The sequence below is a fragment of the Leptolyngbya sp. CCY15150 genome (genome assembly GCF_016888135.1).
Classification (GTDB): domain Bacteria; phylum Cyanobacteriota; class Cyanobacteriia; order RECH01; family RECH01; genus RECH01.
Map to the genome: position 1 here is coordinate 219,930 of NZ_JACSWB010000174.1, position 14,347 is coordinate 234,276.

A 14,347-nucleotide genomic window follows, 5' to 3' on the forward strand; every position below is an offset into this window, starting at 1 on the left:
ACCAGGATCACATCGTATCCGTGAATTGCAGCATGGCAATGGTTAGGTTGAGATAATTTGCTACATCGCTCTATCGTTTCAGGGCGAGGGTGAGGCCGTCGGCGATGGGGATAAGGCTAAGGTGGATGCGATCGTCTTGGTGCAGAGCTGTGTTGAAGTCGCGGATCGCTTGGGTGCGGTTGTCGGTCACGCTAGGATCAGCGACTCGTCCTGACCACAGCACATTGTCGATCACGATGAGGCCCCCAGATCGAACGAGCTGGAGCGATCGCTCGTAGTAGTTGCGATAGTTCGACTTATCGGCATCAATGAAAGCTAGGTCAAAGGGTGCGACTTGGTCTGCTAATAAGCGATCGAGGGTGTCTAGGGCTGGAGCAATGCGCAGATCTACCTTGTGGGCCACACCTGCCTGTTCCCAGTAGCGACGAGCGATCGCTGTATAGTCATCACTGACATCACAGGCGACAATCTGACCATCGGCCGGCAGCGCTAACGCCATCACCAGAGAGCTATAGCCCGTAAAAACACCAATTTCCAGAATCCGCCGCGCCCCCATGAGCTGCACCAACAGCGCCATCAACTGCCCCTGCTCTGGAGCAATCTGCATCTGCCCCATGGGATGCTGGGCCGTCTCCGCCCGCAGGGCTTGCAGCACCTCGGGTTCTCGGAGAGAAACGGAAAGCAGGTAGTTGCGTAGGGTCTCGTTGAGGTTGAGGGTTTCGTTAGACATAGGTGCAGGGGAATGCTACAGGTTCCATCATGCCACGGGCTCAGACTTTGAACAGTAAAAGCCACAGGGGAATCGTCAACAGCAGCAGGCCGCTGGTTAAGACAATGCTGCTGGCGATTAATTCCCGATCCAGTTCATACTCCTCCGCAAGGATGAGCCCCGCGAAGGCACTGGGCATACCTGCCATCAACACCACGGCTAAACAGGCTTCCGAGGGTAGACCAATCAGGGTAGTGATCAGACCCACCAAAGCCGGAATCACCAACACTTTCAAGAGCGTGGGAGCGATCGCCCATTTGAGGCTACTCCAGCCCTTGAGCTGGCTCAGGCGAATGCCCATCAGCGACAGCGCCACGGCAATCACCACCCACACCGATACCTCCAGAGCCCCATCCACGAGGGGCGCAAAGGCCAGGGAATGGGTGGCAGCACCCACGATAAACGCCCAGAGAGACGGCACGGTGAGCACATCACGGACTTGCCCCCAACTCAGCCCCGGCTGGGCCGATCGCCCAAAATAGCTGGCGAGGAAAACACCGATGCCGTAGGTACCCACCACATTTTGGGTAACGCTGTAGAACACAATCCAGCTAAGATAACTATCGCTCACCAAAATAGGGGCGATCGCTAAGCCCACAAAGCCTGTATTGGCAATCATCGACGACAGGACAAAACTACCGCGCCGGGCTGGATCGCTCCAGTAGTCTATGGGCGGAATCGGAGGTGGTGATAAAACCGGTTCCCTAGGCGCTGTATCGGCGGCATCTAGAGAGAGCAGATTGTCTGTAGTATCAGACGATTGATCGACTTGGCTAGGATCTGAGCTGGGATCTGGGAGGGGCGATCGCTTCTCCTGTTCTGCCCGCCAGGTAATCCAAGATAAGGTGATCCAAGTCAACCCTAGGCTGCCCACCAGGGTCAAGACTGTAATCAGCGGCACTAAGCCAATGCTATCAGAGAAATTGGTACTGTGGGCCAGGGCAAAGACTTCTAGGGGAATGCCCACCCAGTAAAGCCCTCGACCAATCAAGCGGGGCCAGGCTTCGGGTAAAAATCTCGCTAGGATTACCCCCAGTCCTGGCCAAAATATGAGAGGTAGATAAGCATGAAGGAGAGTGTCGGTCATGGCTTAAGCTCCTTCAGTCTAGATAAGCGATCGATCACTCAACTATTTCTCCAATCGCACCACGTACCATTGCAGGAAGCGATCGGGGCCAAGGTCAAATTCACAGTAGGTATCGCGCAGATGCAGAGCTTGGGCTTCCAAGGAGTCCAGCCGCTGGAGATCCCGAGGCAGGGGGTCGGAATAGGTAGACAACACCTGCGTCAATTTGGCCAGCAGTTCCTCTGCGGTCAAGAATTGCTCCGGTTGATTCGCTTCCAAGAGGACGTAGGCATCTTCTTGGTACATCATGGGGTCAGGCATGGTTCTCTCCTTGCAATGGGCATCCCTGTTTTGCACGTTGACCCACCCTTCGGGAAGCGCAAGCTCTACATCCCCAGTCCCTTCTTCCAAAAAGGGCGAAGGGGAGCCGGATTCAAAATCCCTCGCCCGCTCTGGGAGAGGGATTTAGGGTGAGGGACGTGGGATGCATCTCTCGCGATCGCCCCGACTCCCCTGTGATCAAAAGGAATCGGGGTTCAACCTATCGGCTAGATTCAAAGTCCCTCGCCCGCTCTGGGAGAGGGATTTAGGGTGAGGGCATCCTAGTCTTCCGCAAACACGTAGCGATAGAGTTCGCTGGGGTCGGGTTCAGGACTGTCTTGAGCAAATTGCACCGCCTCATCAATCTCCGCCTGAATGCGCTTTTCGATCGCTTTCAGTTCCGCCTCGGTCGCCAACTCTTCATCCACCAGGTAGGTGCCCAGACGCTTGATCGGATCGCGGGAGAACCAGGCGTCTTTTTCCTGCTTACTGCGCAGTTCATCCGGATCCGCCAAGGAGTGACCGCGGAAGCGATAGGTGAGCGCTTCAATCAACGTGGGCCCTTCCCCAGCTCGCGCCCGTTCAACGGCTTCTTGGGCCACAGCTCGCACCGCTAGCACATCCATGCCGTCTACCTCAACGCCCACCATATTGAAGACGCTGGCTTTCTTGTAGATTTCTGGCTGAGAGGTGGCGCGATCGTGGGCCATGCCGATCGCCCATTTGTTGTTTTCCACCACGTAAATGATCGGCAGCTTCCACAGCGCCGCCATGTTCAGGCATTCAAAAAACTGACCGTTGTTCGACGCACCATCGCCAAAGAAGCAGGTGGAGACTTGGTTGGCATTAGCGTCTCCCAGAGCTTCCCGGCGATACTTAGCCTGGAAGGCGGCCCCAGTGGCCACGGGAATGCCCTCAGCCACAAAGGCATAGCCGCCTAGCAAGTTATGTTCTGCGGAGAATAGGTGCATGGAACCGCCTCGTCCCTTGCTGCAGCCCGTTGCCTTACCAAACAGTTCTGCCATTACTTCCCGTGCAGGCACCCCAGCACTCAAAGCATGGACGTGGTCGCGGTAGGTGCTACAAACGAAGTCATCCGACCGCAGGGCCTTGATCACACCTGAGGAAACGGCTTCTTGACCGTTATAGAGGTGAACAAACCCGAACATTTTGCCGCGATAGTACATCTCGGCACATTTGTCTTCAAAAAAGCGCCCGAGCACCATATCTTCGTAGACGATCAGCCCGTCGTCGCGGGTAATCGCCCCAGGCTTGGGCGTAAAGACGGGTACTGTTCTCTCTTGATCCATGAGTTTGCTTGTCCTTGCAGGAGTATCCAGTGGGCAACAAGATGGGGGTGGATGGAGAGCGATCGCCCCCGAGCATCCCCCCTCGCCATACCAAAGCGGTATCAAATTGTAACAGGCTTTCTGGTGCAGATCTATCTCCACCGTCGTCTGTGCCGCCTTTCGTTGCTGGTTGGCTGACAAATCTCCCCCCTCATCCCCCAGCCCCTTCTCCCACAGGGGGAGAAGGGGAGCAAGAAAGGTGTAGGTGCTTTCAAAGCCCCTCTACCGCCCTGGGAGAGGGGTTTGGGGTGAGGGTCTTCAAGGTTTGTCAATCAACCAGCTTTCATTGTCTCACCCCTGCGGAGCTTCTTGCCGACGAAACGCAAGAAAACCAGGGTAGCCATGGGGGCGATCGCTGTGGTGCATCCCAGTTTTGCACGTTGACCCTCATCCCCCAGCCCCTTCTCCCAAAAAGGTAGAAGGGGAGCCGGATTCAAAGTCCCTCGCCCGCTTTGGGAGAGGGATTTAGGGTGAGGGCTCCAAAAATCAGATAGAACCGATCGCCACTCACGAGGCGGCCGCATCGGTCGTTGTGTCGGTCGTTGTGTCAGTAATCGTCCAGTCTTGAAAATTATAGGTACGCACTAAGTCGCCATAGCGCATTTCCAGCCATTCCCCGGCTTCAGAGGTCATCCAAGGATTTTCAAACAGCGGCCAGGTCGAATAATCCACCACTTCGCCATTAATGGAGCGATCGCGGTTAAATTCCAGAGCCAACACATCCCCAGATAGGGTGGTGAAGGTGAGGGCCGGCCGGCTTTGATCCACCCGCGAGTCGTCGATCACCGTGCGAGTTTTCACCGCCTCGGCAAAGGCATCCAGTTCCTGACGGGGAGACTCGCCTGCAAAGTCTTCCACCGGTGCGGTTTGAATCACAAAGCCATTGCGGTCAGCGGCACTGTAGAACGAGTCAAAGGGCGTGCCGTAGAGATCAATCGTCTCCTGCCAGTCATACCCCTGAGCGCTCTTGAAGGCCAGCAGCATAGGGCCGCCATGGATAAACAGCCAGCCGTCATCTTCCACCTTCTCCACCACCACCTCTGTGGCCGGTAAAAAGCCGGTCATGGTGCTTTCGTAGACCCCAATCATGGCCCGTTGGTGGAGCAGCACCTGGCCGTGATCCGTATCACCCCGCACTCCTTCCACTGGATTCTTGACCACAAAGGTCGCGCCGGGGGCATCAGACACCCACACCACACCCATGCGCTGAAGCTGGTCATGCCAAGCTAGGTCGCCGTAGCCGTCAAACTGGTTGTACAGGGCATACTGCCGATCCATGTAGGTGGATTTGCGATATTTGTCATCGCGGTTGAAGCGCTGCCCGTGGGTTTCTCGATGCACGTAGGGACGGCGGCGATCCTGACCGATATATTGCAGAACCTCCGGGATGCGGTAGTCTGACACGGCGCTCATGATCGCGCAGCCATCTTCCGGCACGGGCATGTCTGAGCCACCCCAGTAGAGCCAGCCAACCGGGCCCGTCAGCGAAATGATCCGCTTGGGATCGTGGGTGAAGGAGACAGTGCGAAGGGTGGCGGTAGGCCAGTAGCCATGCAGCCATTCGGGAGCCATGGTGGTGAGCAGGAGCTCTAGCCCTACCTTGGCCCGCTGCTGCATCTCGGGATCGGTGGCGTGGTCATGGAGCGACAGCAGACTGTTGATAAAGAAGACATGGTAAATAGGCGAGTCGTGCTCGACCACCCCGTGGAGGCTGACGTTTTCAACAAACTCGTAGAGGTGCGATCGCGTCTGGTCTCGCACCTGATCTGCCCGTTCCCAATCGGGCCATTCTTGGGCGGCCAAGTAGCCACCGGTGGCGAACATGATGCCGTGGTTTTCTGTGGTGCCGCCGGTGTAGTCGTCAAAGCTGGTGATAAAGCGTCGGGCTTTGGCGTGGATCTCCTCTGGCATCACGTCCTTGTAGCGCATATACAAGTCCATGCCGGCCATCACCAAAAACATGGAGGCGCTGTGGGGATTGGAAAACAGATCATCGGCCATGCGATTGCCGCCGTCGATATCCCCGGAGGCGTAGAGGGCCATGGCGGTGTAGACGCCAGACTTGACGTAGCCTGAAGGATCACTGGCGCGATCGCGATTGGGGGGATGGGTAGCGTGGTATTCAATGAGCTGGCGGGCCCGGTCTTCAAAGGTGTCGTCTGGGGGCATGAAGTCCGGTAGATCCCCCGGACTGTTCACAAACTCCGTGGAGGAGGTGATGGCGGACGAGGTTGTCGCAGCAGAGGAGGCGATCGCTCCCGACTCGTCGGTTGCAGAGTTGGACGACAGAGATTCGTTGGCACAGCCTTTGATCACCAGAATGGACACCAGAACGAGGGTGATCAACCGCCAGCCTGACCAGCGCAGTCGGGCATACCATGGGCGGGGCGAGCGATGCAGACGGGACATAGTTCTGTTCTCCAAACGATGGGGCAGGCGGGATCAGATCAGACTCAAGGCATGGTCAAAGTTGGTGAGCAACGACTCTAGGGAAAAGGTGGCTTTGGCATGGTCGTAGCCGCGCTGGGCTAGGTCAGCGGTCTGCTGCGGATGCTCTAAAATCTCGTGAATCGCTTGCCGGAGGGCGATCGCATCCTTGGGTGGCACCAGTCGCCCCGTGACGCCATCTTCCACCAACTCCACCGCGCCGCCCGCCGCCGTGGCAATCACCGGACGCTGGGCCAACTGCCCTTCCACGATCACCCGTCCAAAGGGTTCCGGTTCCGTTGAGGTATGGGCAACAATGGAGCAGGCCTTCATCAGCGCTGGGATATCGGTGCGGAAACCAATCCAGTGGACACGTCCCGCCAGCTCAGGCGATGCCGCCAAGTCCTGAAGCTGAGCCACATACTCATCCTCGCCAAATAGCGATTTGCCCACCAGCAGCACATGCACCTCGGGCAGCGATCGCACCGCCTCCAGCAAGACATGCTGCCCCTTCCAGTAGGACAAGCGGCTGAAGCTGCCGATGATCGGTACATCGGCCCCTAGACCCAATTCTTGGCGCAGGGCGATCGCCTGCTCCTCGCCAACAGCATCAAAGGGTTGGGCAGACAGACCGTTATAAACCAGGTGAACCAGGCCGGGGCGTCCTCCCGCCGCCACAAAGGCCTCCCCCGTCGCCTGGGAATTGACCATCACCTGACTGGCTTGGGCATTGGCCAGGGCGATCGCCAACCGACGATTCATGGCGCTAAAGTGACTGGCGGTGAGAATATCCCGCAAATGCCACACCACCGGCGGCGCTCCCATCCAACGGGCCAGGGCCGCGGCCACAAAAGCTTTTTGGGAATTGGCATGGATTAGATCCACACCGCGACTCTGCTCCACAATCCGCCGCGCCATCCAGCCCAGCCCCGGAATCGCCTTCAGCGCACTCAAGCCTCCCGACGCCTTCACCGACAGCAGCGAGCTAGGTGCAGCAATTACCTGGACGGGAACGTTGGCTCCCTCCAGTCGCTCCCGGAACGGGCCCTGGTCAAACAGCAGCACCCGACTGGTATCTCGGTAGGCGATCGCCAGATCCAACAGGCTTAACTCCGCGCCGCCCATCACCGCTGCATGATCGACAAACAGCACCCGCCGTCGGGTTGGCGATGGTATTTGTACAGCATTAGATGCAAGGTTCATGCCACCCTCCCCTTAGCTGCTGCTTCATAAGCCGCTTCATAGATAGATTTCAGCCTTGTGGCAATCAACGGCCAGGCAAAATTCTCTGCCACATAGGTCTGGCAGGCCGTGTCATCCGGCAGCGATCGCTCTCCCGACAGCGCTTGCAGAATGCCCCGAGCCAACTGGGCCGGCTCCGATCCCTCCAGCACCAGATCCGACGAAAAGGGTCGCAAAATTTCAGGAATGCCGCCAATGGGTGTGCCTAGCACCGGGGTGCCCGCCGCCAGCGATTCCACCACAATCAAGCCAAACCCCTCTAGGGACACCGTCGGCACCATGGAAAAATCAGCAGCCCGATAGATCAGCGGCAGTTGCTCGTCCGGCACATAGCCAAGGAGTTGCACCTGCTGGGTCAAGTCCAGGGCCTCGATTTGCTGCTGGAGAGCATCCTTGAGGGAGCCCTTACCGGCAATCTTGACGACAATATCCGGGTACTGATCTCGCACCTGGGCGATCGCCTGAATTAAGTTTTCCAGACCCATGCGTTTGGCCAAGCGACGCACGACGACGATGGTGGGGCGATCGCTCTCCCAGCCCAGCTTTTCCCGCGCCTGCTGCCGCGATAGACCCGTGTGAAAATGCTGAGGATCCACGCCCCCCGGCACCACCTGAATCGTCTCTAGGGGCACACCATAGCTGTGGTGCAAAATATCGCGAAAGGCTTGGGAGAGCACGATGAACACCACCGCCCGCCGATAGCAGGTTTGCTCTAGCCATTGTTTGAACCGCACCGCAATCGCCTTGGCACCCTCCGCCTGCCCCTCCAGCGCCCATGGCCCGTGGAAATGCACCACCAAGGGGCGATCGCCCAGTTGGTTGAGGACAGGAAAGGTATACAGGGCAAAGTGAGAGACCACTAGGGGCGGCAGGTCAGATTGCTGAGCGATCCAGCGCCGGGCTCCCAGCCAGCGTTTGGGGAGAGACGCCTTCGCTAAGGCAAAGGTTTGCACCCGCCCACTCGATTCCTGGTAGGCGCGATCGCTGCCGGCCACTAATCCCTGCACCTCAATACCTACCAGAGGTAAGGCATGGACACAGTCATAAAAGTAGCGGTTTAGCCCCCCTGGTTCCTCCGGAAACCAACCCTTACCAATCTGCAAAATTTTCATAGGGTTAGATATAGATAACAATCAAGATCAATGAACACCATACCTTACTCAATTAGCTCCTCATAAACCCCTAGTGTTTTCCGGTGCATATCCTCCACCCGTAACCAGTCAAGATTCTGAACAGTCTGCGATCGCAGTCGGGATATCAAACCATCCTCTGTCAACAACTGCACTAGGGCCGAGGCTAGAGCGTCCGGGGATCCAGGGGGAACTAACAGTCCAGCTCTTCCCTGTTCTAACACCTCAGGAATTCCTCCCACCTGGCTGGCCACAATCGCACAGCCCGCCTCCCGTGCCTCTGATAATACCAGGCCAAAAGGTTCATCATGGGACGCCAACACAAAAATATCCGCTGCCCGACAATAGGTCTGAGGATGACGCTGAAACCCTTCAAAATGAATGCGATCGCTGACGCTGGTGGCTTGGGCCTGCTGTTCAAACTGGGGGCGATCGCCCCCATCACCCACCAAATACAAATGGGCATCAGCAAACAGGTTGCCCACCTGCTCAAACGCCATAATTAAATCCGCAATCCCCTTGCGTGCCGTCATCCCACATACGGTCACGATGGCCGGATGCTGGAGATCCGCCGGTGTATAGTCCTGAATGGGCAACGTGCGAGGGCTCCCCAAGGTGCCATTCCACACTACTTTGAGCTTATGGGGAGCAATGCCACGCAGCGCCATCGCCCGAGCTACCGCATGACTCACCGCAATCACGCGATCGCCCAAACCCATGAGGATAGAACTGCGCTGAAACTCATTGTGAACTGTAGCAACCAGTGCATAGGATCCAGACCACTTGAGGACATGGGCCAAAACAACACCGGTCATCATATGGGCATGAACAATATCGGGCTTAAATCTACGAATGAGCTGAATGTAGTTCCAAACGGCTTTGAGCAAACAGAGGGGCGATCGCGTCTGATCTAGGGGAATATGCTGCACATCATAATGGCTTAGAAGATCCTCATAGCTGCCGCCAATAGAGGCAACACAGACCTGATGATTGGCATCAGCTTGCAGGCAAGCCAAATCTATCGCAACATTGACAATGCCGTTTCCTGTTTGCCGAACATGGTTCAGAATATGGAGAATACGCATGGCTGTAGGACTCAAAATTAGTCATGATAGTAGAATAAGCTTCTGATTCTTAAGGATTCCCGTGATAGACAGCGTTACATCTTCAGCACTGCCCTCAGGTTATATCAACAGATCGATCACGGCAGCTTCGATCGTTGAAATAAATAATGTTTACGCGCCGCCATACCGATCCCTAAAAATCCCCACATGACCATGCCTGACAACCCCACCATAAACGGCCCGAGGGACAGAATTGCCAAGAAGCTAACGGTAATCGCTCGAGCTGCCGCCGCAAAGGGATCTTCTCGTCCTTCCGGGCCACGGAATTGATTAAACAGGAGCATCAACATACCCAGAATATAGGGTAAGCCTCCGTACCAGCCTAGGGTAAAAAAGGTATCTAGAATACCGCTGTCTAGAGCAACCCGTTCAATCTGTCCATTAGGCTTCACCGTCCAAGTACTGCCCAATCCCTTCCCCAAGAATCCTGATAGAGCTACCCCTAGATTTTTATTGTACGTTTCGGCACGGGCCTCGTAGCTAGAGTCGTCCTGTACATTGGTCATGCTTTCCATGCGATCGCTGATCACCACCGAGAAGGGTTCAATAAACGTCAAGGGCACCACAAAAAGAGACAAAGCCACAATAGTGGCGAACAAACGAATTTGCAGAGTTGACTTGAGGGAGAACACCAGGGTAAGCAGGCCAACCGCCCAGCCGGCCCAAGCTGCCCGCACAAGGGATAGCAAGAATGCCAAATACCCCACCGCCGCCGCTGGCACCCGCAGGAAACCTTTGCAGACAAACAGCATCAGCAACGTGGCCATCATCACGCAGCCAAAAGACGGTGGTGAATTCATAGTGCTCCATACCCGAATCTGTTGCGCTTCCGGCAACCCAAAAGAGACATTGCCCACATTCACCAGCCAATAGTTATCCCACAGCGGTGCCACCATATATTGATAGACACCGTAGCCACCAGTCAACAGCGTGATCCAGAGAAACGCGGTTTGAGTCGTTTTACGAATCTCTGGATACAGCCGCCAATGCACGGAAAGATGCAGCCCAAACAAGAGCGGTGGCATCCAGTCTAAAAACGTTCGTATGACAGTCGTGACGGGATTATTGAGAGCACCCACCAAAAAGGCAAAGAACACAGCCCCCATCGCCATAATGAACGGAATATCGCCCGTGCGATGTACCCGAGGAAAGTGGCGAAAGAGGGTTAAAACGCAAATAAACGTGACGAGGTAGGGTGCTGTCAGCATGAGGCTAGATTCGTCATACTGCCCGCGATAGTAATCACCCAAACGACGCAGGAGGGGCGTAAAACACCAGATCCACCAGTTAAAATTGATGTAAAAGATCGGATGAAAGATATAGAGATAAATAGCGACTAGCAAGGAGCCAGCCGGAAAGGCTAAACGCATCAAGGAACCCGCCCCGGCAATGCATCCAAGAAGGGTCATCCCAAATAAGAGGATGACAGATGCCCAAGCTAAAAATGGCTGCTCCCAGAGGGACAATCGCTGGGGGGAAGAAAGAGTTGAGGGGGCTGGAGATACATTCGCAGACATGATAGAGCAGGATGGTGAGGGAACATCAATCAAGAAGACTAGGACTCAAACCAGAACCATGGTGAGGGCAACCATGAGATCTCCCACACTAGGCTAGGGACAAGCAACATGGTGTTCTTAGGACGACGCGATCGCTTTTGGCTCCACCGCCTGGGAGCGATCGCCCTTGCCCCGCCGCCAGGTTTGCCAACCCTGCCAGCGCCCTTGCATAGAAAGCCACCATTTTTGTCCGGCAAAGCTTCCTTCCTTGGGCAAGAAGCGACACCATTGAGCGATGCCGAAGGCCTTGCGCGTTCCCACTAAAACCGCCCACATCAGAAAAACGAGGCGGCGCAAGGGTGGCAAATAGTCGAGCAAGGCTACGGTTTCATTATGCACGGCATTAAAAAAAGCGATCGCGTTGAACTGATCCCGTTGATCTTCATCGAATCGCTTGGCTTGATAATGGTCAATGTCTGCCGCTGGATCGTAGATGAGCCGCCAGCCGGCGCGCTTTACAGCTAGGCTAAAGGCTAGGTCATTATGCACCTGGGCACCACTGCCAAGAAGGCGGCTGTCAAAACGCTGGTGGGCGATCGCCGTCTTGCGGTAGCTCATATTGGCTCCCTTCAGCACCTCCACATCCCTGGGTTCACCTACGCCTAGATTATGGCGGCCCACCACTCGCCCAAACCACTGCACCCGGCCCACCACAGCACTCTCCCCTTCCTCCAGATCCGTACCGCCAAGGTAGAGCCAATCGCGCCCACCCACGCCGCCCACGCGCTCATCGGCAGCAAAGTGCGACTCGATCCGCTCTAGCCACTGGGGGCGTGGTGCAGCGTCGTCATCGGTGATGGCAATAATGTCACCTTGAGCTGCTTCTAGACCTGTATTCAGCGCCGCCACCTGCCCCGGCATCGCCACCGCAACCCAGCGTAGAGGCAAGCTCTCCTGAGGGAAATCTTTCACAACAGCTTGGGTTTCGGTATCAGAATCGCGTACCACCACCACCACCTCATCGGGCGATCGCGCCTGCTGGGTCAAGGCCTGCAAACATCGACGCAGATCATCAGGACGATGATAGCTTGGAACCAAAACTGTGATTTTTAACACGTCAGCACCTCATGATAACCAGCGAGTACCCTTGCTTATCTCGAAAATTATCAGCCCTCCGTCATGGAATCAAGCATCCGATGGCATTCTTCATAGCCTGTTCACATTAGAGATCTTGATAATGTCGGGCCATGACTGCAGAGACTTGCGACGCAGTAAATAGAGCGTCATGTGCAAATAATACACAACGCGAAAGATCAAGAGCTTGATCGGATCAGGAAAGAGATGCTTATAGCGCTTGATGCCGATATAAAGACGGCTGGCGGCCACATAGATTTCATAGCTTTGCATCTTGCCCTGTTCTGCAGAGGGCAAGGTCGTTTTTTGGAAGCGTGTATCAAAGACCTTCAGGGTGGGTTCATAGATAATTTGGTAGCCGCAGCGCAGCGCCCGCAGCGAGAGTTCAATATCTTCCTGCCCCAGAAAAATCTGTTCGTCCCACTCTTCCTGATCTAAAAACTTCTTAGGAAAGAGACTGGCATAGAGATTCACCACCTGAGGAATGCCTGGCTTCCAAGGGCAAAAATAGCCGCGAAAGTTGACGCCTAGGGGGCCGATATCCGGTGGGCTAAATTCATTGCGGTTGTCTCCGGTAAGAATAGTTTTCTCATCTAGACCGGGAGGAAGGTTTTGGTAACATTGTACTGCCCGCTCAAAAAAGTTAGGTGACACCTGAATATCGTCCGCCAGAAAAATGATGCGATCGCTATCCTGAGGGGCAGCATGGAGAGCATTATTGCGATTAGCCGTTACACCGGTGTGGGGGCCTTCTAGATAAACCGTCTGGGCATAGCGCTGCACGACCTCTTGATTGCTCCGCTGTACCTCCGGATCCGTTGAGTTATCTGAAACCACAACGGCATAGGGCAGGTAGGCTGACGACCATAATCCTTTTAGACATTCATCCAGCTCCTGCGGACGATTCATGGTGGTGATGCAAGCGGTGATTTTCATGCGCTCAAACCCCTGTTTAGAATAAGTAAACTCAATACGTTACACACCCAGCAGCTAGAGATCCGTTGATTCCCATCATTCACGATGATCAGCACCATCCAGATTAAAATCGACGGGCTAGGGCATAGGGTAGATAGCTCACCACAAGCGCGACGAATGTACGCATCTTAAACTGGCTACGCAGCGATCGCCACAGGTAGGGACGAGCCTCCGCGGGTTTGCGATCGCGAATCAGTCCAATACCTAAGGTGGTGTTGGCATGGGCCCAGCGCTGCCGAAAGATAGGATGGTAGGTCTTGAGGCGATCGTCTGCCAGCAAGGTGTTGAAGCAAAAAATCTGGGCACGACCTTTGCGCAGCTTCGCCTGCACATTTCGCGTCCCGCTTTGCTGCGTTTCCGATTGAGCATGCTCTCGGACGCGAGTAAGCTTTTCTGGACAGTAATAGCTGCCCCAGTCATCCCGACAGCATACATAGTTCACGTACATGTCCCACAGAACATCCGCTTCTGCCGGAATTTGGCTCCAGTCCACCGCGTCTCGCCGTATCAATCCCGCCATGGCAGGCGAAATAGCGCCATTAATCAAGCCATACTCAGCCATGGGATAGTACAACCCTTCCGGTAAATCATGGCGATTATTGGCGCGGGAGCAGGCTTCTGTGGCTGCTACATCAATCTCCCCCGTAGCGCTGACCATATAGTGATCACAAAAAGCGATCGCCACACTGGGATAGCGCTCTAAGGGAGGCACTAACTTGTCTAAAAAGTCTGGCTCCCAGGCATCATCATCCAACAGACTAGCCATATATTTACCCTTAGCCCGCAGGAATGCACTTTGCACATTGGCAAACATACCTACATTTTGCTCTTGCCGATAGACCTGAATTCTTGGATCATTCAAGGCCTCAATCCAGGGCTGAGGATTGTCTGGACTCGCATTATCTGAAACAATAATCTCAATATTTCGATAGGTTTGTTGCAAAGCACTTTTCAGCGCATCTTTCAAATAGTCAGGACGGTTATAGGTAGGAATAATGACACTAACAAGCGGTTCTGATTCTAAGTCATGGTCTGGCATAGACAGCACACCTCCGATTAGAGAAACGTAATGTTAAAACCTAGTCGTCGGACAAGTCGCACTCATACCATGGGACGGTATCAAATGTGAAGTTCTGATAAAGTTAAGATTTCAGCACACCACCATGACATACCGCAAGCAGGTTTAAAGCATAATAGCCTGTCCACCATCAAATCCTAGCGATCGCCCCCTAAGCTAGATGATGGGTATGCCCTCTAAGACGCCATATCACCAGCACAACGCTTGGCGTAGCACTCATGATATGGCGTTTCAGT

General features: G+C 55.0%; 12 protein-coding genes. All 12 read right to left on the reverse strand.

Annotated elements, in window-relative coordinates; genetic code table 11:
- Positions 1-70: 70 nt before the first annotated feature.
- Positions 71-730 (reverse strand): class I SAM-dependent methyltransferase, encoded by a 660-nt coding sequence (locus tag JUJ53_RS12860; protein ID WP_204152420.1) that lies wholly within the window; start codon positions 728-730, stop codon positions 71-73.
- A gap of 40 nt (positions 731-770) precedes the next feature.
- Positions 771-1,856 (reverse strand): AEC family transporter, encoded by a 1,086-nt coding sequence (locus tag JUJ53_RS12865; protein ID WP_204152421.1) that lies wholly within the window; start codon positions 1,854-1,856, stop codon positions 771-773.
- A 42-nt stretch (positions 1,857-1,898) separates the two neighbouring features.
- Positions 1,899-2,156, reverse strand: coding sequence for a chlororespiratory reduction protein 7 (locus JUJ53_RS12870; protein WP_204152422.1), 258 nt, complete (start codon positions 2,154-2,156; stop codon positions 1,899-1,901).
- 281 nt (positions 2,157-2,437) lie between these two features.
- The gene (gene pdhA, locus JUJ53_RS12875) at positions 2,438-3,466 is read right to left on the reverse strand and encodes a pyruvate dehydrogenase (acetyl-transferring) E1 component subunit alpha (protein WP_204152423.1); all 1,029 of its coding nucleotides are present in this window, start codon (positions 3,464-3,466) and stop codon (positions 2,438-2,440) included.
- Positions 3,467-4,012: 546 nt separating this feature from the next.
- The gene (locus tag JUJ53_RS12880) at positions 4,013-5,914 is read right to left on the reverse strand and encodes a hypothetical protein (protein WP_204152424.1); all 1,902 of its coding nucleotides are present in this window, start codon (positions 5,912-5,914) and stop codon (positions 4,013-4,015) included.
- Positions 5,915-5,947: 33 nt separating this feature from the next.
- Positions 5,948-7,135, reverse strand: coding sequence for a glycosyltransferase family 4 protein (locus tag JUJ53_RS12885; RefSeq protein WP_204152425.1), 1,188 nt, complete (start codon positions 7,133-7,135; stop codon positions 5,948-5,950).
- Positions 7,132-8,286, reverse strand: a complete 1,155-nt coding sequence (locus JUJ53_RS12890) for a glycosyltransferase family 4 protein (RefSeq protein WP_204152426.1) — start codon at positions 8,284-8,286, stop codon at positions 7,132-7,134. Before JUJ53_RS12890 ends, JUJ53_RS12885 begins: the two co-directional genes overlap by 4 nt.
- Positions 8,287-8,330: 44 nt before the next feature.
- Positions 8,331-9,389 carry a glycosyltransferase family 4 protein gene (locus JUJ53_RS12895; protein ID WP_204152427.1) on the reverse strand — a complete coding sequence of 353 codons (1,059 nt, stop codon included), beginning with the start codon at positions 9,387-9,389 and terminating at the stop codon, positions 8,331-8,333.
- Positions 9,390-9,505: 116 nt separating this feature from the next.
- Positions 9,506-10,837, reverse strand: coding sequence for an O-antigen ligase domain-containing protein (locus tag JUJ53_RS12900; protein WP_204152428.1), 1,332 nt, complete (start codon positions 10,835-10,837; stop codon positions 9,506-9,508).
- A gap of 225 nt (positions 10,838-11,062) precedes the next feature.
- The gene (locus JUJ53_RS12905; protein WP_204152429.1) at positions 11,063-12,040 is read right to left on the reverse strand and encodes a glycosyltransferase family 2 protein; all 978 of its coding nucleotides are present in this window, start codon (positions 12,038-12,040) and stop codon (positions 11,063-11,065) included.
- Positions 12,041-12,130: 90 nt separating this feature from the next.
- A complete protein-coding gene (locus tag JUJ53_RS12910; protein WP_204152430.1) occupies positions 12,131-12,994 on the reverse strand; it encodes a glycosyltransferase in 864 nt (287 codons plus the stop codon).
- A gap of 103 nt (positions 12,995-13,097) precedes the next feature.
- Positions 13,098-14,072, reverse strand: a complete 975-nt coding sequence (locus JUJ53_RS12915; protein ID WP_239125013.1) for a glycosyltransferase family 2 protein — start codon at positions 14,070-14,072, stop codon at positions 13,098-13,100.
- Positions 14,073-14,347: the final 275 nt, after the last annotated feature.